Origin of the sequence: Hymenobacter sp. (genome assembly GCF_035709525.1) — a bacterium.
Taxonomy (GTDB): domain Bacteria; phylum Bacteroidota; class Bacteroidia; order Cytophagales; family Hymenobacteraceae; genus Hymenobacter.
Map to the genome: position 1 here is coordinate 1 of NZ_DASTEP010000230.1, position 22,055 is coordinate 22,055.

11 protein-coding genes are annotated in these 22,055 nt (G+C 63.0%); 5 read left to right on the top strand and 6 right to left on the bottom strand.

The window, feature by feature from the left end; translation table 11 throughout:
- Positions 1 to 122: 122 nt before the first annotated feature.
- The 3 genes from VFO93_RS20020 to VFO93_RS20030 form a co-directional block, all read right to left on the bottom strand.
- On the bottom strand, positions 123 to 3,170 hold the full coding sequence (locus VFO93_RS20020) for a protein O-mannosyl-transferase family (RefSeq protein WP_325136168.1): 3,048 nt from the start codon (positions 3,168 to 3,170) through the stop codon (positions 123 to 125).
- Positions 3,171 to 3,853: 683 nt separating this feature from the next.
- Positions 3,854 to 4,765: an ACP S-malonyltransferase gene (gene fabD, locus VFO93_RS20025; protein ID WP_325136169.1), complete on the bottom strand. Its 912-nt coding sequence runs from the start codon at positions 4,763 to 4,765 to the stop codon at positions 3,854 to 3,856.
- 165 nt (positions 4,766 to 4,930) lie between these two features.
- Entirely contained in the window at positions 4,931 to 7,849 is a 2,919-nt protein-coding gene (locus VFO93_RS20030) for a gliding motility-associated C-terminal domain-containing protein (RefSeq protein WP_325136170.1), read from the bottom strand.
- A 266-nt stretch (positions 7,850 to 8,115) separates the two neighbouring features.
- Here VFO93_RS20030 and VFO93_RS20035 point away from each other — a divergent pair, with 266 nt between their 5' ends.
- The 3 genes from VFO93_RS20035 (at position 8,116) to VFO93_RS20045 (ending at position 11,811) form a co-directional block, all read left to right on the top strand.
- Positions 8,116 to 8,853 carry a succinate dehydrogenase cytochrome b subunit gene (locus VFO93_RS20035; protein WP_325136171.1) on the top strand — a complete coding sequence of 246 codons (738 nt, stop codon included), beginning with the start codon at positions 8,116 to 8,118 and terminating at the stop codon, positions 8,851 to 8,853.
- A 98-nt stretch (positions 8,854 to 8,951) separates the two neighbouring features.
- On the top strand, positions 8,952 to 10,910 hold the full coding sequence (locus VFO93_RS20040; RefSeq protein ID WP_325136172.1) for a fumarate reductase/succinate dehydrogenase flavoprotein subunit: 1,959 nt from the start codon (positions 8,952 to 8,954) through the stop codon (positions 10,908 to 10,910).
- Between the two features lie 145 nt (positions 10,911 to 11,055).
- A complete protein-coding gene (locus tag VFO93_RS20045) occupies positions 11,056 to 11,811 on the top strand; it encodes a succinate dehydrogenase/fumarate reductase iron-sulfur subunit (protein WP_325136213.1) in 756 nt (251 codons plus the stop codon).
- Between the two features lie 152 nt (positions 11,812 to 11,963).
- Here VFO93_RS20045 and VFO93_RS20050 read toward each other — a convergent pair whose 3' ends face one another.
- Positions 11,964 to 14,435 carry a TIM-barrel domain-containing protein gene (locus VFO93_RS20050; RefSeq protein ID WP_325136173.1) on the bottom strand — a complete coding sequence of 824 codons (2,472 nt, stop codon included), beginning with the start codon at positions 14,433 to 14,435 and terminating at the stop codon, positions 11,964 to 11,966.
- Between the two features lie 222 nt (positions 14,436 to 14,657).
- Here VFO93_RS20050 and VFO93_RS20055 point away from each other — a divergent pair, with 222 nt between their 5' ends.
- Positions 14,658 to 16,157, top strand: coding sequence for a glycosyltransferase family 4 protein (locus VFO93_RS20055; protein WP_325136174.1), 1,500 nt, complete (start codon positions 14,658 to 14,660; stop codon positions 16,155 to 16,157).
- A gap of 152 nt (positions 16,158 to 16,309) precedes the next feature.
- On the top strand, positions 16,310 to 16,795 hold the full coding sequence (locus VFO93_RS20060) for a YdeI/OmpD-associated family protein (protein WP_325136175.1): 486 nt from the start codon (positions 16,310 to 16,312) through the stop codon (positions 16,793 to 16,795).
- Positions 16,796 to 16,998: 203 nt separating this feature from the next.
- Here VFO93_RS20060 and VFO93_RS20065 read toward each other — a convergent pair whose 3' ends face one another.
- Positions 16,999 to 19,611, bottom strand: coding sequence for a GEVED domain-containing protein (locus VFO93_RS20065; RefSeq protein ID WP_325136176.1), 2,613 nt, complete (start codon positions 19,609 to 19,611; stop codon positions 16,999 to 17,001).
- 338 nt (positions 19,612 to 19,949) lie between these two features.
- Entirely contained in the window at positions 19,950 to 22,019 is a 2,070-nt protein-coding gene (locus VFO93_RS20070; protein ID WP_325136177.1) for an alpha amylase C-terminal domain-containing protein, read from the bottom strand.
- Positions 22,020 to 22,055: the final 36 nt, after the last annotated feature.

Sequence of the window (22,055 nt, forward strand, 5' to 3'; positions counted from 1 at the left end):
GGCGGGGCCGCCCCACTGGGGCTGCGGGTTTGCTGCCTTTGAGCTAGCTCCCGGCTGGCCGGAAGACTAGCTCAAAGGCAGCCGAGAACACCACGTTCGCTACTGCCCGGTGCCTAGGCTTGCTACTGGCCTTGCTGGCCCAGATACGGGCTGAGCACGGCCATTGCCTTCTGGTAGCGGGCCTGGTCGCCGATTTGCTGCGAGGCCTGGGCCACGCTTTGCAGCGTAAGCAGGTAGGCGCGCTGGGCATCGTCGAACAGGGCACCGTCGTGCGTCTGGTAGTAGCTCAGTATCTGGATGCTGCGGGCGGTGAGCTTGTCGAGGATGGCGTTAGCCTTGTCCTTTTCGCCCACGGCGTAGAGCGCGGGCACCAGTTGCGGCGTGTAGTAGTCATAGGGGATGGCCTCGTCGGGCATCACGGCCAGGCACTTGTTGGCTACTTCCTTAGCCTTGGCGAGGTCGCCGGCGGCCACGTAGGCGTCGGCCAGGCGGGCAAACTTATCGCGGTAGTTGGCCGGGAAGCGCAGGTTGTTTTCGTCGTAGAAAATGTTGGCGTTGTCGAGGCCGCGGTACGCGAATTTCTTCATCAGGTCGTCGTAGCAGATGGATTTCTCCACGTAGCCTTCATTGCCGCGGGGGCTGTAGTTGGGGTCTTTGAGGGGCAGCAGGCGGTAGGCCATGCCTTCGAGCTGGAAGTAGGGTTGCAGGTTCATGTAGTCCTGCGGGGCCACCGTGGAGCTGAAGTAGATGGGCCGCTTCCAGTTGTTGGTGGCTATCATATCCAGAATCACCAGGTTTTTCTTCTCGATGGCGCGCTTGCCCATGCTCCAGTCGAGGCGGTCGACAAGCTGGTTTTTGCGGTCTTCGGGGATGATGCCGAGCGATTTCACCGCCGTGGTATCCACGGGCAGGTAAAACTGGCTGGTCGGGAAGGTCGATACCTCGGGGCCGCCCTCGCCGTACTGCTGGCGCAGCAGCGGGCTGTTCTGGCCCAGCAGGCTGATGAACTGCTTGAGGTCAAGCTCCTTCACCGCCGCGTTGGGGTTGTAGTACAGGATGTCGTTGTTGCCCTGCATGTAGTTGGCGTCGCTCATCGAGATGGGCAGCGGCTGCGAGAGGTAAGCGCGGCGCTTCATCTGCTGGATGTACCAGTCGGTGTTCAGGTACGAGAGCACGGCTACGCGCACGTCGGTTCGCACGCCTTCTACCTCCTGGGCGTACCAGAGCGGGAAGGTGTCGTTGTCGCCGTTGGTGAACAGAATGGCGTTCGGCGCGCAGCTATTGAGCAGGTTCTTGGCCGAGTCCACCGAGTTGTAGCGGCCCGAGCGGTTGTGGTCGTCCCAGCCCTGCGCCGCCATGATGCCCGGCGCAAGCACGCCCAGCAAAATAGCTACCGTGGCCCGCGCCCCATCAGCCTGCACGGCCGACTTGATGAGCTCGGCAATGCCCAGCACGCCCAGCCCTATCCAGATGGCAAACGCGAACGTGGCCCCCGTGAAGGTGTAGTCGCGCTCGCGCGGCTCCAGCGGCGGCTGGTTGAGGTACACGATGATGGCCAGGCCCGTAAACAGGAACAACAGGCCCACTACCAGCGCGTCGTTGCCGCGCTTGTACACTTGAAAGAATAAGCCAATGAGCCCCAGAATGAGCGGGATGGCAAAGAAGTTATTGTGCGCGAAGCTCTGGCCAATGCGCGGCGGCAGCGAATTAACCGAGGCGCTCATAGGCGTGACCACGCCGGCCTGCTGAATGTCGGACTCGCGGCCGATGTAGTTCCAGCCGAAGTAGCGCCAGAACATGTGGCCCATCTGGTACTTGAAGAGGAAGCCCCAGTTGTCGGCCGCCGAAATGGGGTAGTACACCTGCTGGTTGGTTTGCGGGTCGGTGTAGCTGCGGATGTCCACGCCCCACTTCTTATACTCCTCGATGTGGGCCGGGTCGGGGCTGTAGATGCGCGGCAGCAGCACCTTGTCCTTCGAGTCGTAGGCGTATTCGCCCTGGGTCGGCACCTCTTTGTATTTGCCATTTTCGCGCACGTAGCGCGGGCTGGCGGGCAGCGTAACCGGCCGGCCTTCCTCGTCGCGGGCCACGTCGGCCGTGAACTGCGGGCCGTAAATGAGCGGGCGCGAGCCGTACTGCTCGCGCTTGAGGTAGCTCACGAAGGAGAGCACGTCGTTGGGGTTGTTCTCGTTGATGGTGGGCAGGAACGACGCCCGAATCGGTACCACGAGGTAGGTCGAGTAGCCAATCAAGATGAACACGAAGCACAGCATGGCCGTGTTCAGCAGTTGGCTGCGGCGGCGGTACGACACCCGGAAGCCGAACCAGATGAGCCCACCGGATAGCAGCAGGAAGATAATCAGCCCCGCGCCGTAGGGCAGGCTGACATTATTGATAAAGAACACCTCGAACCAGCCCGCCAGCGTGGGCAGGCCCGGAATGATGCCCACCAGCACCGAGCCCACGATGATGAGGCTGACCACCAGCGTAATAATGCCGCCCACCAGATTGGGCTTGGCCGCGCGGCGGTAGTAGTAGATGAAAGCCAGTGCCGGCACGGCCAGCAGGTTCAGCAAGTGAACGCCGATGCTGAGGCCGATGGCGTAGGCAATGAGGATGAGCCACTTGTCGGAGTCGGCCTCGTCGGCGTACTCTTCCCACTTCATCATTATCCAAACCACCACGGCCGTGCAGAGGCTCGACATGGCGTACACCTCGCCCTCCACGGCATTAAACCAGAACGAGTCGGAAAACGCGAAGCTGAGCGCCCCAATAGCGCCCGCACCCAGGATGAGCAGCGTTTGGCCGCCGGTCGGGGCGGGCGTTTCGACTTCAAACTCGCCCCGCGCCAGCAGCAGCTTGCGCCCCAGCCGGGTGATAATCCAAAACAAAAACAGCACCGTGAACGCGCTGCTCAAGGCCGACAGGGCATTGACGAGCACCGCTACCTTGGTGACGTCGCCGAAGCTGAAGAGCGACATGAGGCGGCCCAGCAGCAGGAAGGTGGGCGCGCCCGGCGGGTGCGGCACCAGCAGCTTGTAGGAGCAGGCGATGAACTCGCCGCAGTCCCAGAACGAGGCCGTGGGCTCCAGCGTGAGCAGGTAGGTGGCCAGGGCAATGGCGAACACCAGCCAGCCTACAATGTTGTTTTTTTTACGAAAAGCTTGCATGAAGTAAGAAATGTAGAGACTGACCGACTTGCTGCCTGCAAAGCAAGAAGTCAGGTAAGAAATGCTGCCTCGCGAAAGCAGTCCTTTGGAGCCTGCCAGGAAATGGACTGCCTAGTTATTCAAAAAAAGTATTGCTTAAAACTTACTAATTAGTAAGATACCTGTTACTACCCAGTGGCTAGGGAGGGCGGCATCAAGTTAAAAAAGCAGGTTTGACCCGCGAATTAATTGGCCGCCAAAACCCAGTGGTAGCCGTGCAAAAGTAGCTGAAACAGGCTATACTAACTGGTAAAGGGCACCGGTACGTAGCGCACCAAGGCCGCTATCGCAAGCCAGCGGCACTCCTTCAGTCAGCCCGTATCGGGCAGTAGCGGGCGCTCGACCACCAGCGCACCACAATGAGCGTAAGTATTTTTTGCATCGAGGCGGCGGTAGGGCTTTCGGCCGGTGAGTTAAGGTCTTCGGGCGAGTGACGCGGCGGGGCTGCCCTCCGTTGCACGGCCTGAGCAACAGAATAGTATCCTGCGCAGAATTCAACTGGGCGAGCGGCCCAGCGATACCACAACTGCGGTAGCCAAGCGCACTAAACGCATCGGCGGGGCGACTCAGCCAGAGTCGCCCCGCCGATGCGTTGGGCTACGCCGCCCGGTGGGCTGCCGACAAGCGCGTTGTCGGTTGCGTTGCTAGGCCAGCAGGCCGGCCGTGGCCGCAGGCTCGATTTTCTTCACCAGGCCTTGCAGCACCTTGCCGGGGCCGCACTCCAGGAAGGTAGTAGCGCCGTCTTTGGCCATGGCCTGCACGCTCTGGGTCCAGCGCACGGGGGCCGTGAGCTGGGCCAGCAGGTTGGCTTTAATCGCAGCGGGGTCGGTGTGGGGGGCGGCGTCCACGTTCTGGTACACGGGGCAGCGGGCGGGCTGGAAGGTCGTTTTTTCGATGGCCTCGGCCAGCGCGGCCTGGGCCGACTGCATCAGGGGCGAGTGGAAGGCGCCGCCCACGGGCAGCGGCAGGGCACGCTTGGCGCCGGCGGCTTTCAGGGCCTCGCAGGCTTTATTAATGCCTTCGACAGAGCCAGAAATAACGAGCTGGCCGGGGCAGTTGTAGTTGGCGGCCACTACTACGTCGCCGCCAGCCGAGATTTCCTGGCACACGCGCTCCACCACGTCGTCGGCCAAACCCAGGATGGCGGCCATTGTGCCGGGCTGCTCGTCGCAGGCGGCTTGCATGGCCTGGGCGCGGCGGGCCACCAGTGGCAGCGCATCGGCAAAGGATAGCACGCCAGCCGCCACCAACGCCGAAAACTCGCCCAGCGAGTGCCCGGCCACCATGGCGGGCTGCACCTCGCGCTGGGCCATAAACTGCGCCACCGAATGCACGAACACGGCGGGCTGCGTGACGTCGGTGCGGCGCAAATCGGCTTCGGTGCCGCTGAACATGATGTCCGTCAGGCTGAAGCCCAGAATGTCGTTGGCCTGCGTGAGCAGAGCGCGGGCGGCTTCGCTTTGGTCAAACAGCTCGCGGGCCATGCCCGGAAACTGGCTGCCCTGGCCCGGAAAAACAACGGCCGTAGCGCCAGCGGTGGGGTCGGAAGGTGTCAAGGGAGTGGAGAGTTTTGAGTTAGGAGTTTTGAGTCTGGCCAAATGGTTTTCAGGTAAAACCCTGGCTAGTCGGGCAGCAAAATCTGCCCTTTCGCGGGCAAACTTAGCGCAAAAAAAGCCGCCCCTGTCTGGGGCGGCTTTCTCTGAAAACGCTATTGGGTAGGGCTAGCGCACTATTTCTACCCAGCCCTTGAAGGTGCGCTTGGTGCGGGCAAAGTCGGCAAACTCGACCTCGGCCAGGTAGTAGTACACGCCATCCGAGGCTTTGGTGGCGCTGCCGGCTTCGCCGTAGGCCCCGCCGCCATCCCAGTTGATGTAGGGGTCCTGGTCGCTTTCGTACACCTTGCGGCCCCAGCGGTTGAAAATCTGGATATGGGTGCGGGTGATGGGGCTGCTGGTTTTGGGGCGGAACTTCTCGTTCAGGCCCTGCACGTCGTTGTTGGGGGTGAAGATGTTGGGCAGGATGAAGAACACGCACTCATCCTGGCAGGCAATGTTGCTGACGGCGCTACGCACGCCGCTCGGGCTCACGGCCTGCACGGCGTAGCAGCCCGCGCCGTTGGTCAGGTTGCGGTGCAGGTAGGTAAACTGCGTGCCGGCCACCGAGTCGAGCAGCGCCAGCGGGCCATCGGCCGTGGTGCGGTAGAACAGGCGGAAGTAGGCGATATCGGTGCTGCACCCGGTGGGCGTGTTGCCCACCGTCCAGCGCAGGCGGTTCTGGTAGCGCTGGTTTTGCAGCGGGAAGTTCGAGCCCAGGTTCAGCCCTGCCAGACTGTCGCAGTTGGTAGGGGCCAGCGTGAGCACCGGCGTGCAGGGCGTGGGGATGAGGGCCGCGCACTGCTCCTGGCTGTTGTTAATAAGGTTAGTGTAAATGAGCTGGTTGAGCGAGTTCACCGGCGTGGCGTACTGGCCATTGGTTTGCACGTAGTAGCAATACGTTTGGCCGCGCACCAGCGTGGGGTCCTGGTCGGTATAGCTGCCGCTGGCCGTGCCGCCCGTTACGGTCGCAATTTGGGCGTAGGCCCCGGTAGTACCCGTGCGGCGGAAAATGCGGGTAGGCTGCTTGGTATTGTCCCAGGGTACCTGGTAGGCCCAGGTGAGGGCGTTGGTGTTGGTGAGGCCGTTGGGCACCAAGCTCAAGCGCACGCTGCTGGCCAGCGGGGCAGTTTCGGTAGTTTCGGGGCTGCCCGGCTGGTTGGTAGCCGCGCTGAAGAACACCAGCTGGTAGGTGTACTGCGCGGCCTGCGTGTTCACGTTGTCGACGTAGGTAGTGTCGGTCAGGCTGGTTTTGGTCGCTACCAGCGTGAAGGGGGCCGCGCCCGTGGCGCTACGGCTGAGGCGGTAGCCCAGCGGCGCGTTGAAGCTAGTGCCGGTGCTGGGCAGCGGCTTGGTCCACTTCACCGAAATCTGGCCGGTAGGGCTGGTGCTCAGCACGTCCACGTTGGTAATCTGCGCCGAGCGCCCGCCCAACGTGATGCACGCCTCGTTGGACACGATGCTGGAGCCGCCCCCCGGCAGCGGAAATTCCGCATAGATGCGGTACGAATACGTGCGGCCCCGCACCAAGCCAGCCCCGCCGTTGGTATCGTTGAAGGCTGTCACGTTGGCCGGCACACTGCCGATGAGCTGATAGCCCGCCCCGGCCGGAATGCCCGTTTCGCAGGCGCTGGGCGTGTACGGGAAACAGCCTTCGCGCCGGTAAATGCGGATGGTTGGTAGTTGCCCGGCCACGCTGGTGGTTTGGCAGCCATAAGGATTCCAGCTCAGCAAGATGGCCCCGCTGCCGTTGGGTGCGGCTTGCAGGTTGGTCGGCGCAGGCCCGATTACGGTGATGCGCCAGGTCTTCTCGTCAATCAGAGGCGGGTCGGGGGCGCGGGGCGTGTCCTGCGCCTTAAACACAACCAGGTAGGGTAGCGCCGCCACATTGGTGCAGTTAGGCGTCCAGCGGAAGGTGCCCACGGCGCGGGGCGGTCCCTGCGTGCTTTGGGTAAATGAGCCGGTGGCCGAGGGCAGCATGCCGCCGTAGGCGAACAGCTGCACCGCCGTGGCCGGCGAGGCCGCGCTGTTGCCATCCACGGCCGTCACGTTCTTGATAATCTGCGAGCCAGCTACTACGCAAGTATCTCGCGGAATGGTAATGATGGGCGGCAGGTTGTTGGTCGCCTCTACGTTTATCTGCATGTCGCGCACTACCTCCCCTATCTTATAGGCCGGGGCCAAGGCCGTGCGCCGCCATTCTTCCACTACTATTGCCACGTTGTACACGCCCAGCCGCACGGGGGCGTTCCAAGTTAGCTGCCCATTTCTATCTATTGAGAATGTAGCCGGGGCCCCGCCCGGCGCACCTTGGAAGGGTACCGTCAAAGGCGGACCGTTTACGAAAATGCTCGGGTTGTTAGGGAATTGGAACCCAGTCGTGATACTGGGCACGGGCGTGTAGTTGGCCGGCGGGTTGCTGGGGTAATTGATTACCTGCCGGCTTTCCGTGATGCGGAAGCCCAGCGAATCGCCGTCGGCATCGAAGGCGGCCGGGTTGTGCAAAAACACCTGGCCCGCCGCCGCGATGTCGATGGCGGGCGCTTTCAGCACCGGCAGGTGGTTGAAGCCGATGCCCGGCAGCGTCGAGATGGTGGTATTGAGGTAGAACGTCTGCCCTACCGAGCCCACCATGTTCACCACGTTGGCCACCCGGTTGGCTTCCACAAACGACACGTTGTAGATACCTCCGCCGGGGTAGGTGTGGTCGAAGTAGAACGTCAAGACGCTGGTATTCAACCGTGCGACGTTATTCGTTAGCGTTACCTCGCTGGTTTTAGCTACCGGCCCCGAGTTGGTACCATCGCCGAAGTAGAGCGTGGCGTTGGGCTGCTGCGCCTGGGTAGGGTCGCGGTAGAGCGTCAGCTTAAAGAAAATGCGGTTGGGATTGCGCGTAGGCGTAGTATCCACCTTAGCCTGAATGTCACCAGCCCGCAGGTGGGTGGCGTGGGCCGTGGCCGGAACCAGCCAGCCCAGCGCCAGCAGTAGCAAACCCAACAGCCACGCGCCGGGCCGGCGCGGAGGCTTCGCAGAGGAAAGAATTTTCATAAAACTAAAGTAAGCGCGTTGCGGGTGATTCCTTCATAGCCAGGCGGCTAGCAGAACAACCTTTTTTGCAGAAGTTAGTTGTGGGTGGGAAGTTTCAGGCTTAACGGCAACGGCGCTATATTGATTCATGCCCGGCCGCAAGTCGGGATTAATGCAATATTTAACCATTCTAAATAGCACGCCGCCGGGCGGCCGCGCTTGGGAGGCACCCCGCCCGGCGCTACCTTTGGGCGGATTAAGTAAGTTCTTTCTTTGTTAATAATTGTATGAATTGGTTTACCAAAACCTTCACTAGCAGCATCGGCCGCAAGATTATCATGTCCCTGACGGGCTTGTTTCTCTGCACCTTCCTGGTAGTACACCTGGTGGGCAACCTCCAGCTCTTCAAAAACGACGACGGGGTCGCGTTCAACGTGTACTCGCACTTCATGGGCCACAACCCCATCATCCGCACCGTGGAGTGGGGTCTGGTGCTGGGCTTCGGCTTCCACATCTACGAGGCGCTGATGCTGACGCTGCGCAACAAGAAGGCCCGCACGCACGGCTACGCCAAGTGGGAAGCCAAGCAAAATTCGGAGTGGACCTCGCGCAACATGGGCATTCTGGGCTCTATCATCCTGGTTTTCCTGATTGTCCACCTCTACAATTTCTTCTGGCGCGCCCGCTTCGGCACGCCCGACCCGGACATCAACCACAACGACAACCTCTACAAAGTAGTGGTAACGTCGTTTCACCAGCTTTGGTATGTGGTGCTGTACGTGGCGGCGCAGGCCAGCCTGGGCTACCACCTGTGGCACGGCTTCCGCTCGGGCTTCCAGACGCTGGGCCTGAACCACCGCAAATACATGCCGCTCATCAAGAACTTTGGCTACGCTTTCGCTGTCGTGGTTTCGGCCGGCTTCGCTTCGATGCCGCTGTATTTCTACTTCTTCACCAACGAGCAAGGCGCGCTGAAAGACGGCGTGGCGCTCACGGTGAAGCACCTCACGCTGGCTTTCAACTAAGTGTTACGCTAGTAGGCAGTTGGGTAGGCAGGCTTTTCGGTAAGTTGCTTGCTACTTGACCACCTATCCCTTCGACTACCTAACCACCCAATTAAGATATGGTACTGAACTCCAAAGCGCCCGCCGGCCCCCTAGCCGAGAAGTGGGACAAGCACAAGTTCAACGTTAAGCTCGTAAACCCGGCCAACAAGCGGAAGTACGACGTGATAGTGGTGGGCACCGGCCTGGCCGGCGCGGCCGCCGCCGCCTCGCTCGCCGAGCTGGGCTACAACGTAAAGGCCTTCACTTACCACGACTCGCCGCGCCGGGCGCACTCCATCGCGGCGCAGGGCGGCATCAACGCTGCCAAGAACTACCAGAACGACGGCGACTCGGTGTTCCGTTTGTTCTACGACACCATCAAGGGCGGCGACTACCGCGCCCGCGAAGCCAACGTGTACCGCCTGGCGCAGGTGTCGGTGAACATCATCGACCAGTGCGTGGCCCAGGGTGTGCCCTTCGCCCGCGAGTACGGCGGGCTGCTGGCCAACCGCTCGTTTGGCGGCGCGCAGGTATCGCGCACGTTCTACGCCCGCGGCCAGACCGGGCAGCAGCTGCTACTGGGTGCCTACTCGGCTCTGAGCCGGCAGGTAGCCTACGGCAAAGTGAAAATGTACACCCGCTCGGAAATGCTCGACGTGGTGGTGGTTGACGAAGAGGTCAACGGCAAGCTGGAAAAGCGGGCCCGCGGCATCATCACGCGCAACCTCATCACGGGCGAGGTAGAAACGCACGCGGCCCACGCCGTGGTGCTGGCCACCGGCGGCTACGGCAACGTGTTCTACCTGAGCACCAACGCCATGTACTGCAACGTGACGGCTCCGTGGCGCGCGCACAAGAAGGGTGCGTTCTTCGCCAACCCCTGCTTTACCCAGATTCACCCCACCTGCATCCCGGTATCGGGCGACTACCAGTCGAAGCTGACGCTGATGTCGGAGTCGCTGCGCAACGACGGCCGCGTGTGGGTGCCCAAGACCAAGGAGATGGCCGAGCGCCTGCGCAAAGGCGAAATCACGGCGACCGACATCAAAGAAGACGACCGCGACTACTTCCTAGAGCGCAAGTATCCCGCCTTTGGTAACCTCGTGCCGCGCGACGTGGCCTCGCGCAATGCCAAGCAAATGTGCGACGAAGGCCGCGGCGTGGGCTCGACGGGCCTGGCCGTGTACCTCGACTTTGCCGACGTTATCAAGCGCACCAGCGCCGAAGCGGTAAGCCAGAAGTACGGCAACCTTTTCGAGATGTACGAAAAGATTACCGATGAAAACCCCTACAAGCTGCCAATGCGGATTTACCCGGCGGTGCACTACACCATGGGCGGCCTGTGGGTTGACTACAACCTGCAAACCACCATCCCCGGCCTCTACGCCACGGGCGAGTGCAACTTCTCGGACCACGGTGCCAACCGCCTCGGCGCTTCGGCCCTGATGCAGGGCCTAGCCGACGGCTACTTCGTGATTCCGTACACCATCGGCGACTACCTGGCCAACACGGCCCCCAAGCCGGTGACCACCGACCACCCGGCTTTTGCTGAGGCGAAGGCCGGCGTGCAGGCCCGCGTCGAGCAGCTGCTCGCCATCAAAGGCAACCGCACGCCCGATGAATTCCACAAAAAGCTCGGCCATCTCATGTGGGAGTATTGCGGCATGGCCCGCAATGCTGAAGGCTTGCGTTACGCCAAAGGCGAAATCGCCAAGCTGCGCAAGGAGTTCTGGAGCGACGTGAAAGTGGTAGGCACCGGCGAGGAGATGAACCAGGCGCTGGAGAAAGCCGGCCGCGTGGCCGACTTCATCGAGCTCGGCGAGCTGATGGTAGACGACGCCCTCGACCGGAACGAAAGCTGCGGCGGCCACTTCCGCGAGGAATACGCCACCGAAGATGGCGAGGCCATGCGCCGCGACGATGAGTACGCCTACGTAGCTGCCTGGGAGTACATGGGCGAAAACCAGCCCGAGCGCCTCAACAAGGAAGAGCTGGTGTTCGAAAACGTGAAGCTGACTCAGCGCAGCTACAAATAATAACTTGATTGTCATGCTGAACGCAGTGAAGCATCTCGCGGGCAGCAGTAATTACCTACTATCACCACGGCGCGAGCGAGATGCTTCACTGCGTTCAGCATGACGTTTTACTATAATGGCTGGAAGTAACCCCAACGCTAAACCCATGAACCTGACGCTGCAAGTGTGGCGCCAGCCCAACCGCCAGACGGAAGGACGCATGGTAGACTACCAGGTAAAAGACATTTCGCCCGATATGTCGTTCCTGGAAATGCTCGACGTGCTCAACGAGGACTTGCTGCACCAAGGGCAAGACCCGGTGGCCTTCGACCACGACTGCCGTGAAGGCATCTGCGGCTCGTGCGACCTATTCATCAACGGCCGTTCGCACGGCCCCGAGAAAGGCACGACCACCTGCCAGCTGCACATGCGCAAGTTTTCGGATGGCGACACCATCACCATCGAGCCCTGGCGCGCCACCTCGTTCCCGGTCAACAAGGACTTGAGCGTAGACCGCTCGGCCCTCGACCGCATCATTCAGGCCGGTGGCTACGTGAGCGTGAACACCGGCGGCGCGCCCGACGGCAACGAGATTCCGATTCCGAAAGAAATTGCCGACCGCGCCTTTGAGGCGGCTACCTGCATCGGCTGCGGCGCGTGCGTGGCAGCTTGCAAAAATGCCTCGGCCATGCTCTTCGTATCGGCCAAGGTATCGCAGCTCGCGCTACTGCCGCAGGGCAAGGTAGAAGCCCAGACCCGCGTAGAAAACATGGTGGCCCAGATGGACATCGAAGGCTTCGGTGCCTGCTCTAACATCGGTTCGTGCGCGGCCGAGTGCCCGGTGGGCATTTCGCTGGAGAACATCGCTATTCTGAACCGCGAGTTTTTGACGGCTAAAGTGGCTTCTAACAACTTGGCGTAAGTAGTTTCTACTCATCCCAAAAGCGCAAGGCGCGGCAGTTTCTGCCGCGCCTTTTTTGATGGTCCCGGTAGCTCTTTGAACTAACGGAATATTACTGCTATTCTGACCTCAATCTATACTTATTTGTAAAGTGCATGACTAGAAGACAATCACTATTTCAAATCATGACTGTTGCTTCCTGTGAGTTCAATGCATATTTCCTCGAAATTTACTGCTATCACCAGCGTGGGAGCGGCGGGGGCAAAATACTCAACTAGCACCTGTGGTTGCCCATCGGCAGTAGCGGTCCCAATGGCAGCGGGCAACCCGTGCATTACCACGCGGTAGGTGGCGTAGCTGGGTTGGTAGTCGCCTTCGATTTCCTGGCTGATTAGCAGCGAATTTTCATCGCCTACCACCGTAAAGCGGCGCACCGACTGCTGGCCCTGCTGGTAGCCGTAGCCCTCGCCGCCGTCGTCGTATAGCACGCTTTGGTGGGTGCCGTTTTTGAAATAGACGTGCAGCGTGAGTTCCTCTACTGGCTTTTCGCCCACGTATTGCAGCACGGGCTGCATGGGCAGCACGGCCCCGGCCCGCACGTAGAGCGGAATGCGGGTGAGGTCGGCGGCGGCCCACACTTCGCGGCCGCCAGCCGTGGGCGCGTCGTCCCAGTAGTAATACCACTCGCCCCGAGGCAAATACAGCCAGCGGCCTTCGGCCCCGGCCTGCGTCACGGGGCAGACTAATAGATTATCGCCAAAGCCAAATTCAGCCTGGCGCAGGTAGGTTTCGGGGTCGTGCTGGTCGAGGAAGGTGAGCGGGCGCAGCATGGGCGTGCCGCGCGTGCTGTACTGCCAGAAGGCCGTGTACACGTAGGGCAGCAGCTGGTAGCGCAGCTCGATAAACTGCCGCGCCAAGCTCGTAAACGGCTCGCCAAAGCTCCAAGGCTCTTGGTCGCCGTGGTCGCCGCTGCTGTGGGTGCGGAAAAATGGGTGAAAAGCTCCCAGCGCCACCCAGCGGGCATACAGCTCGCCGCCCGGCGTGCCGATAAAGCCGCCAATATCGGAGCCCGCGAAGCTGAAGCCGCTGATGCTGAGGCGCTGGCACTGCACATTGGCCAGCGCCAGATGCTCCCAGGTGGCCACGTTGTCGCCGGTCCACACGCAGGCGTGTCGCTGCCCGCCCGCGTAGGTGCTGCGCGTGATGGCAAACGGCCGGTTGGGGTGGCCGAAGCGCGCCGCGCCTGCCGCCGTGGCGCGGGCCATCTGCATGCCGTAGATGTTGTGGGCCTTGCGGTGCGAGCCCGGCTGCCCGTCGTAGCCAAAGCGCACGTCGTCGGGGAAGGTGCCGCGCTCGAACACGGCCGGCTCGTTCATGTCAGTCCAGATGCCGCGCACGCCCACGTCCTGCATCAGGCCCTCAAACAGGCCGGCCCACCACGCCCGCACCTCGGGCCGGGTGTAGTCGGGAAAGTGGCACGGGCCGGGCCACACCGAGCCGCGCATCAGCGGCCCATCGGCCCGGCGGCAGAAGTAGTCGTTTTCTACTCCCTCTTGATACACGGCATAATCGGGGTCGATTTTGATGCCGGGGTCGATAATCACCACCAGCTTAAACCCATCCTCGGCCAGCTCGCGCACCAGCCGCCGGGGCTCGGGGAAGTGCTCGGGGTGCCAGGTAAAGCAGCGGTAGCCATCCATGTAGTCAATATCGAGGTACATGGCATCGCACGGAATGCGGCGCGCGCGCAGGCCCTGCGCTATCTCGCGCAGGTTGCTGTCGGGGAAGTAGCTCCACTTGCATTGGTGGTAGCCCAGCGCCCACAGCGGCGGCAGCGGCGGCGGCCCGGTGAGGCAGGTGTAGGCCTCGGCCACGTCGAGCAGCGCCGGCCCGGCGATAAAATAGTAGTTCAGCTCGCCGCCCTCGGCCCCGAAAGAGGTAGCGTCGGGCCGCTCGGCCGCGAAGTCGAAGTGCGCTTTGAAGGTATTATCGAAGAAAATGCCGTGCGCCCGGCCCTGGTGCAGCACGTAGTAAAACGGGATGTTCTTGTACAGCGGGTCGCGGCCGCGCTCATAGCCGTAGGTGTCGGAGCCCCAGTTCACGAGGCGCTGCCCGCGCAGGTTGAGGCTGGTGGGCTTGTCGCCGAGGCCGTAGTAGGCCGCCCCAGCGGGCACGTGGTGGCTTAGCTGCACGTGGTCGTTGCCGGTGTCGTCGTCGTAGCGCCAGTGAAAGCCCTTTTCGTCGGCGCTCAGCACGGTGCCCGCGTGGTCGAGCACGCGGGTGCGCAGCGTGGCCTTTTCGACCACGCACACGAGCTGCGCCGTGGCGAGGCGGTATTGGTCGGCTTCCTCCTTGAAATTCAAGAAAGTAGGCACGGATGGGCGCGTAGGATACGGCTCGTCAGGGCCGGGCAGGGCGTAGCTGAAATCGGGCTCGGCCGGGGCGCCGGGCGGCAGGTAGCGAAAGCGCAGGATGCCATCGGCCACGGCGTGCAGCAGCAGGCGGGTACCGTTTTGGGTGGTGAAGGTGAAGCTGAAATCAGTGGTTTGGGCGGCGTGCGCCACGGGGCCGGGCCGCTGCTCGCGCTGGCCGTGGGCGGCCAGGTCGTTGAGCATGTAGTTATTTTCCTGGAGAAAATTGGGCATAAAACGGGGCGGCGCGCGGCAGGGGGCCGCACGCCCGGCTAGGGCGATAAGAAAAGGCTACCGCCCGAAAGTACGGCCGATAATTTAGCTTTTGCGCAGCTTATCAACTTGCAAAAAGACAAGCTGAAACCAGTTTAGCGCCGTGGCGTGGAGGTTATTTTTTGGATTTTGCAACCAACCTACGGCACCTGGCCCCGTTATTCGTGGGCGTATTCCCTGCCCATGAGTTTGCCCGCCACCCCTCCCGTTGCCGTCCTGGTTTTAGCCTGGGATGAAACCACGCCCGCCGCCCGCGTGCTGGTAGAAGCCCCCGAAACCGCCGCGCCGGCCGTGGCCTCGGTGGCGGTGCTGGTGCCGGCCGGCCCCGCCACGGCCGCGCTCACGACGGAAGAATACCTGCCCCTCGCCTCCAGCCTGGAACTGCTGGCTCCCGAGCTGCCAGCCGAAGTAGTCGCTACCGAAGAAAAATACCCAGTTGCCGAAGCGGCAGAGGCCACGACCAACGCGCACCAAGCTCACCCCACCGAGAACAACTACCAGGCAGAAGGAGCCACCGCCACCAACGGCGAGCCAGCAGCCCCAGCTACCGAAGCAGCCGAAGAAGCGCCGTCCCCAACAACCCCAGCCGCCACTGAAGCACCCGATACAAACCCGCTGCCCGCCACCGCTGAAGCTGTTGCCCCTTCCCTACCCGCTGCCACGACGGCCGCGCTAGTCAAGCCGGCGCTAGTGTGGCAGGAGGTTCGCATACTGCATTTTACCCGCGCCACGTTGGTTGAGCCGATGCTGGTGTGGGCAGGCGTGGCCGCCACGCCCGCCGCGCCTTATACCGGCAACTCGGCACATAGTCTGAGCGCCCCGGCTACCTCAGAAGCTGGTCACTCGGCCGTGGCAGCCGCCTACCTGGCGGGCGCGGGTAGCGCGGCCTCGGCGTTGGGCGCGCTACGCGAGCCAGAACTGCCCGGCGGCGGACTGACTCAGGCGCCAGATGACTCGCCGGCTATTAGGTCGCTACCAGTTTACCCGCCCGCCGAGCTGCCCGCCGCCCCCGACGCCGAGGCAGATGCCACGCCCGCAGCCAGTGCCGACCAGCCGCTACTGGGCATCGAAGCCTCGACTACCGAGCTCGGCGAAGAAGCGTCCGACCCCTCGAGCGATTTCGCCGTTGATGTCAGCCCGGTGCAAGCCAAGCCTGCCCAGCTTGCCGCGCCCGCTGAAGCCACTGCGTCTACGCCAGTAGAAGCCGAAACGTCACTGCTGCCAGCGCCCGGAGTTGCAGCAGTTTCGGCTGCCACTTCGGGCGCACTGCACCCGGCCGGCCGGCCGTTCGACGCGCCCGACCTCAATTTTCAGATTATCCAGTACGCGCGCCGGGCCGTGTCGCAGGCGCTGGCCGAGCAGCCATTCGGTGTTATTTATGCGCCGGCCTGGCCTACCTGGCTGGCCGCCCAGGAGCTGCGCCACCGCAGCGGCCAGCCGCTGGTGCTGCACCTGGCCCAGCTCGCGGCCGCCGACGATGAGCTCATTGACCTGGCCGCCGGCTGGGTGGCCGAAATTCAGCGCCAGGCCTTGCACCGCGCCGACCTCATCCTCACCGAAACGCCCGCCCTGGCCCAGCGCCTGCGCCACGAGTTGGCCTTGCCTGCCCACCGCGTGCGCGCCGTGCCGGCCGCCGACGCGGCGGCCGTGGCGCTGGCCCTGGGCGGGGTGGTGAGGGAGTAATTTCTGGTTGCATCCGTCCGTCATGCTGCGCGCAGCGGAGCGGAGTCGAAGCATCTCTATCGGTGAACTAACCACTACGGTTTAACCACGAAGCGGCAGAGATGCTTCAGCTCCGCTTAGCATGACGGGTAGTACCCGTACTTTTGCGCCCCATGACGGACTTTGAACAGGAATTTGACGCGGCGCTCGAAGACGACCCGCGCACCGGCGACGTATTCGTGGTAGCGCCTTTTTCGGTGGCCGACACCTACGGCACCAAGGAAACGCTGCCCGTGGCCACGGCCATCGACGGCTTCCCGTACCGGGGCGAGCTCACGGCCATCGGCGATGGCTACCACGCCCTGGTGATACCCCGCGAGGTGCGCCGCGCCGTGGGCAAAACCGTGGGCGATGTGCTGCACGTGGCCCTGCGCCACGACCGCGAAGAGCGCGTAGTAGACCTGCCCGAAGACCTGGCCGCCGCCCTCGCCGAAAACGCCGCCGCCCAGGCGTTCTTCAAAAAGCTCGACAAGCCCGACCAGCGCGCCTACGTGCGCTACCTCAAAGGCGGCCGCAGCCCCGAGGCCCGCGCCAAGCGCCTCACCGAAACCGTGTACCGCCTCAGCGTGGGTCGCAAGCGCGACACCGGCAACGGGTAGTATCGTGAGCCTATCTGGTCATGCAGCGCGCAGCGAAGCATCTCGCGTGGCGCAGTAATCAATAACGTTTGCAAACGTCAGCACACGAGATGCTTCGCTGCGCGCTGCATGACAGCTGTATCACTGATTCCCTAAACAGCCTCAAAGCCAAAAAAGCCGCCGGATGAAGCATCCGGCGGCCTTTTACATTCACTTAAAATCAACTACTCCAGCACCAGGCGAGCCGACTGCTGACCGGCGCGCACCACGTACACGCCTTTGGCGAGGCTGGTGGGTAGCGACAGGGTAGCCTTGCCGGTGGCATCGGCGCGTACCGACAGCACGGCGCGGCCCAGCACGTCGAGCACCTGCACCGTAGCGCCGGCCTCAGCCCCGCTGAGCGTGGTAGCGGCCTGCGTGGGGTTAGGGAATAAGGCTATCCGGGCGGCCGACGCACCCGCCGTGGTGGCCAGCGGCGTGGCCGAAATGGTGACGAGGTAGTCCTCTGTTTCGCCGTACCAGTTGCAGCCGGTGGTGCAGCCGGTGGCGGTATTGGTGGTGCAGGCATCGGCAGCGGTGAGGGCGCCATTGCGCCAGCGCACGCGCAGGCGGGTGGGGCCGGCTAGCGCCGTGGCGGGCACTACCAGCGCTACCGGGAACACCACGTCGGTGCCGGTGAGGCTGGAGTTGCCAACCAGCGTGTATTCGCTGGCGTCGAACACGCCATTCTGGTCGTAGTCAACCCACAGGCCGCCCTGCGAGCCGGTGTTGTTCGAGCGCACCGTGATGCTGAGGTTGGTGGTGGCGCCGCGGTTCAGGGTAGTAGTGTAGGCGGTGTTGGTGGTGAAGTCGCCGTAGCCGTTGGTCGAGTTGGCGCCGGTAGCGTTGGTGAAGCCGGGCGCGCCGGGCAGCGTTACGCTCTTGATGTACTCATTGGTACCCGTGCTGATAACTGCGCAGTAGCAGTTGGCGAAGGGCGTTTGGGCCACCGATACCGTATTCGAAGTGGCCGACTGGGTGCTGGCGGTGCAAGTCACGACCACGCGGTAGTCGGTGGCGGCCGTTTGGCTGGCCACGGTGTAGGTGTTGCCGGTTTGGGCGGTGCCCAGGTTGGCAAAAGTGGTGCCGGTAGCCGGCTTGCTTTGCCACTGGTAGTTGAGGCCAGTGGTGCCCGCGGCCACGCCCGCCGCCGTGAGGGTAATGGTGCCGCCCGCGCAAGCCGTAGTGGCCGACGACGTAACCGTGATGGCCGGCGGGGTGCCGGTGCAGGCCGCCGGGGCCGCGATGTTGAGTAGGTAGTCTTCTACCTCGCCGTAGTTGGAGGTGCTGCTGGCCGCCGTGCACGACTGCGTATTCAGCAGCGCTACGTCGTTGCCGCCGCGCACCCGCATCTTGGTTTGGCCCGTGAGGACCGTGGCCGGAATGGCAATCGGAATAACCGACGTGCCGCTGGCCCCCGCATTGGTGCCGAGCGTGAAAAACTCGCCGCTATCGAAGGTGCCGTTGTGGTCAAAATCCACCCACACCCCGCTGAATTGCCGCGAGTCGGAGCCCATCGTGACGGAAACGGTAGCCGTGCCGCCGCTGAATACGGTCGGAATAGCTAGCGTGCCAGCGGTTTGCGCGGCCGAATAATCGGTGTAGTAAGGCGACGTATTGGTAGCCGACGAATTGCTAACGAGGGTGCCGAGCGTCACGTTGGTGATGCCATCGCTGCCGGTGCCCGAGGTTACGGGCGTGCAGTAGCAATTGAAAAAGGGGCTCTGGGCTAGTTGCACGGGGGCCGAGGTAGCCAGCGTGGTGCCCGCGGCGGCGCAGCCCACTTGGGCGCGGTACGAGGTAGCGGCCGTTTGGCCCGTGGCGGTGTAAGTAGCACTGGTGGCGCCCGCGATGTTGGTCCAGGTAGTGCCGTCCGGCGACGACTGCCACTGGAAGGTATAGCCCGTTTGCACCGCTAGGCCAGTCAGCGACAAGTAGATGCTGGTAGAAGCGCAGGCCGTTGTGAGCGTAGTAGTGCCGCCGCTGGTGGTAGTGGCCGCCGTGGTGAGGCCAGTGGGCGCCGCCGCGCACGCCGGCGTGCTACCAGCCGTCGCGGCGAGCAGCACGGTATTGCCGGCCGCCGCGGCTTTCAGAAACGTGATGCCCGTGATGTTCTTGGCGATGTTGGCCGCATCGAGCGCCAGCCGCAGCTGGTAGAAGCGTGGCCCGGCCGGCGAGCCGGTGTACTGCACCGAGTTGTCGCCCCGGCTCACGCGGCCCAGGCGCTCGCGCACCACGTTGGTTTGGCCCGTGGCAAACCAGTCGGCAATGGTCTGATTGGTAAATACCTGCGTAGTACCATCGGCGAAGTTGACGGTGACAGTGAGCACGCTAGCCGCATTGCCCGACGTGCCAATTACGTACAGTTCGTTGGCCGCGCGCGGCGTGGCAAAGCTCAGCGTGCCAGTGGCCCCCGCGCCGAACAGGCGCAGCGCGTTGTTGGCCGAGTACGAGGCCAACTGGTAGGTAATGGCGCTGTTCAGGGCGCTGGTAATCAGCCCCGAGGTTTCGAGCGCTGGGTGGGTAGTGGCCGGGTAGGTGGGGGTGTTGGGCACCTGGCCGGTGGGCCCCACATAGTCTTGTGCCATGAGGCAGTAGCCGGTGCCGCCGGTAGCCGCAGCCCCGTCGATGTCAGCGGTAGTGCTGGCGCTCACCGCGCCCGCCCCGTTGGCGATGATGTCGTGGGTAAACCCCGTGAGGGCGACCGGGGTATAGGTCGTCTGCCCCCAGGCGGGGCCAGCGCCGCAGGCCAAAGCCAGCGTCAATAGCTTTAGAACACTAGTAAACGGTTTTTTCATGCGTGAGCAGAAGATGTAGGGGAATGGAAATACTGATGGCTAAAAGTATAGCCGCCATCCTGACCGGCAAAATAATCGGTCAGTAGCTCAGCGCCTTACCTCTCCTTAACCCCTGCCTTACCCTACCAATACCCCTTGATAGCTACCCGCTAAGCTTCGCATCGGTCTAAGCCGATATTTCTTTAAGCCCGCAGCCGGGCGCGCGCATAGCCAGCTGTAGGCGCTGCTGGCCGCCACTGGTATTTCTACAAAAAACCTCCACCTCCCCCACCGACAGGCGGGAGAAGCGGAGGCTATTCAGCGGCGCGCGCTAATGCGCCAAAAACTCGGCCGGACGGCTATTTACCAGCCACCAGCACGAGCGCCGTGCGGTTGGGCAGGTAGAGGCTGAGGCGCGGGGCTTCGGCGGTGCCACCGCCACCCACGGTATCGTACACCACGCTTTCATCGAGCCGCTCGAAGCCGCCGAACGCGCCGCGGTCGGAGTGCAGGGCGAGGCGGTAGCGGCCGGCCTTGGGCACCGGAATGCCGTAGCCGAAGAAGCTTTCGGTGGGGTTGAAATTGAAGACGAACACCAGCCCGGCCCGCTCGAAGGCGATGACCTTGTTGCCATGGTCGATGTTGAGCAGTGCGGCCGGGCCTTTGATGAGCAGCTGGCGCTCGCGAGCTAGTTGCAGCATGGCTTTATCGAAAGCCAGTAGCTGCGAAAAACGCAGGTCGGGGTTGTCGGCCAGGCTCCACTGGCGGCGGGCGAAGTGGTAGCTCCAGTCGTTGCCGGCGCGGGGGAAGTCCACCCATTCGGGGTGGCCAAACTCATTGCCCATGAAATTGAGGTAGGCTTCGCCGCCCGCGCTCATCGTGATGAGTCGGATGAGCTTGTGCAGCGCCGTGGCGCGGGCGGCCTGCATGTTGCCGTCGAGCACGCCCATGTTGGTGTAGATGGCTCCGTCGTAGAGCCAGTGCGACAAGGTTTTATCGCCTACCAGGGCCTGGTCGTGGCTTTCGGCATAGGCCACGGTTTTTTCACCCTGGCGGCGGTTCACGAGCTGATGCCAGAGCTCGCCGAGGTCCCAGTCTTCGTCGCGCTTGTGCTTGAGGGTTTTAATCCAGAAATCGGGCACGCCCATGGCCAGGCGGTAGTCGAAGCCCACGCCGCCCTCGGCAATGGGCCGGCACAAACCGGGCAGGCCGCTCATGTCCTCGGCAATCAGCAGGGCCGACTTCTTGATTTCGCGCACCAGCGTGCTGGCCAGCATGAGGTACAGAATGGCGTCGTCGTCGGCATCGGGGCCGAAGTAGCTGTCATAGCCGCCGAAGGCGTGGCCCTCGCCGTGGTGGTGGTAGAGCATCGAGGTCACGCCATCGAAGCGAAAGCCGTCGAAGTGAAATTCTTCGAGCCAGTAGCGCAGGTTGCTGAGCAAAAACTGCTGCACCTCGGGCCGGCCGTAGTCAAAAAGCTTGGAGTCCCAGCCGGGGTGGTTGCCGCGCTCGCCTTTGTGGAAGTACAGGTTGCCCGAGCCGTCGAAGTCGGCCAGGCCCTCGGCCTCGTTTTTCACGGCGTGCGAATGCACAAGGTCGAGTAGCACCACGAGGCCACGATTATGAGCTTCGTTTACCAAATATTTCAAGTCTTCGGGCGTGCCGAAGCGCGAGCTGGGCGCAAAGAAATTGGCCACGTGGTAGCCAAACGAGCCGTAGTACGGGTGCTCCAGGATGGCCATCAGCTGAATGGTATTGTAGCCCTCGGCCTGGATGCGCGGCAAAATGAGGTCGGCAAACTCGCGGTAGGTGCCCACGCGGCCTTCCTCCTGGGCCATGCCCACGTGCGCCTCGTAGATAAGCGGCTGGCCCTTGGTGGCGTTGGCTACGCGGAAGGTTTTGTCGGTCCACTCGAAGGGCGTTGAGGGCACCCACAGCTGGGCCGAAAAGTCTTTGCTTTCCTCATCCTGCACGGCGCGGCGCAGGTAGGCGGGCAGGCGGTCCTTGCCCTGGCCGTGGGCCACCACGTGCAGCTTATAGCGCGAGTTGGCGGCCGGGCGGCGGCCGCTTTCGTCGTCGGCCACGAAGCCTTCCCACACGCCGGTAGTCTCGTCTTTGGTGAGCGGGTCGGCCTGACGGTTCCAGTAGTTGAAGTCGCCGACTAGGCTCACGGCCTCGGCGCCGGGCGCCCACTCGCGCACCACGTAGCCGCGGCGCTTGGCATCGTAGTGCAGGCCTAGGCGCTGGTGCGCGGTGGCGAATTTGCTGAGCGAGCCGTATTCCTTGGTGATGATGGCAAGGCGGTCGGCCAGCCGCTGCTGGCGGGCCAGCAGCACCGGCTCGAAGGGCTGGAGCCAGGTGTCTTCCTGGGTGAGAATCAGGGCGGGGGCGGCCGGGGCCGGGGCAGTAACTAAGGCGTCGGCAGACATGGGGCGAAGGGAAAATTGGGGTGCCCAAAGGTAGGC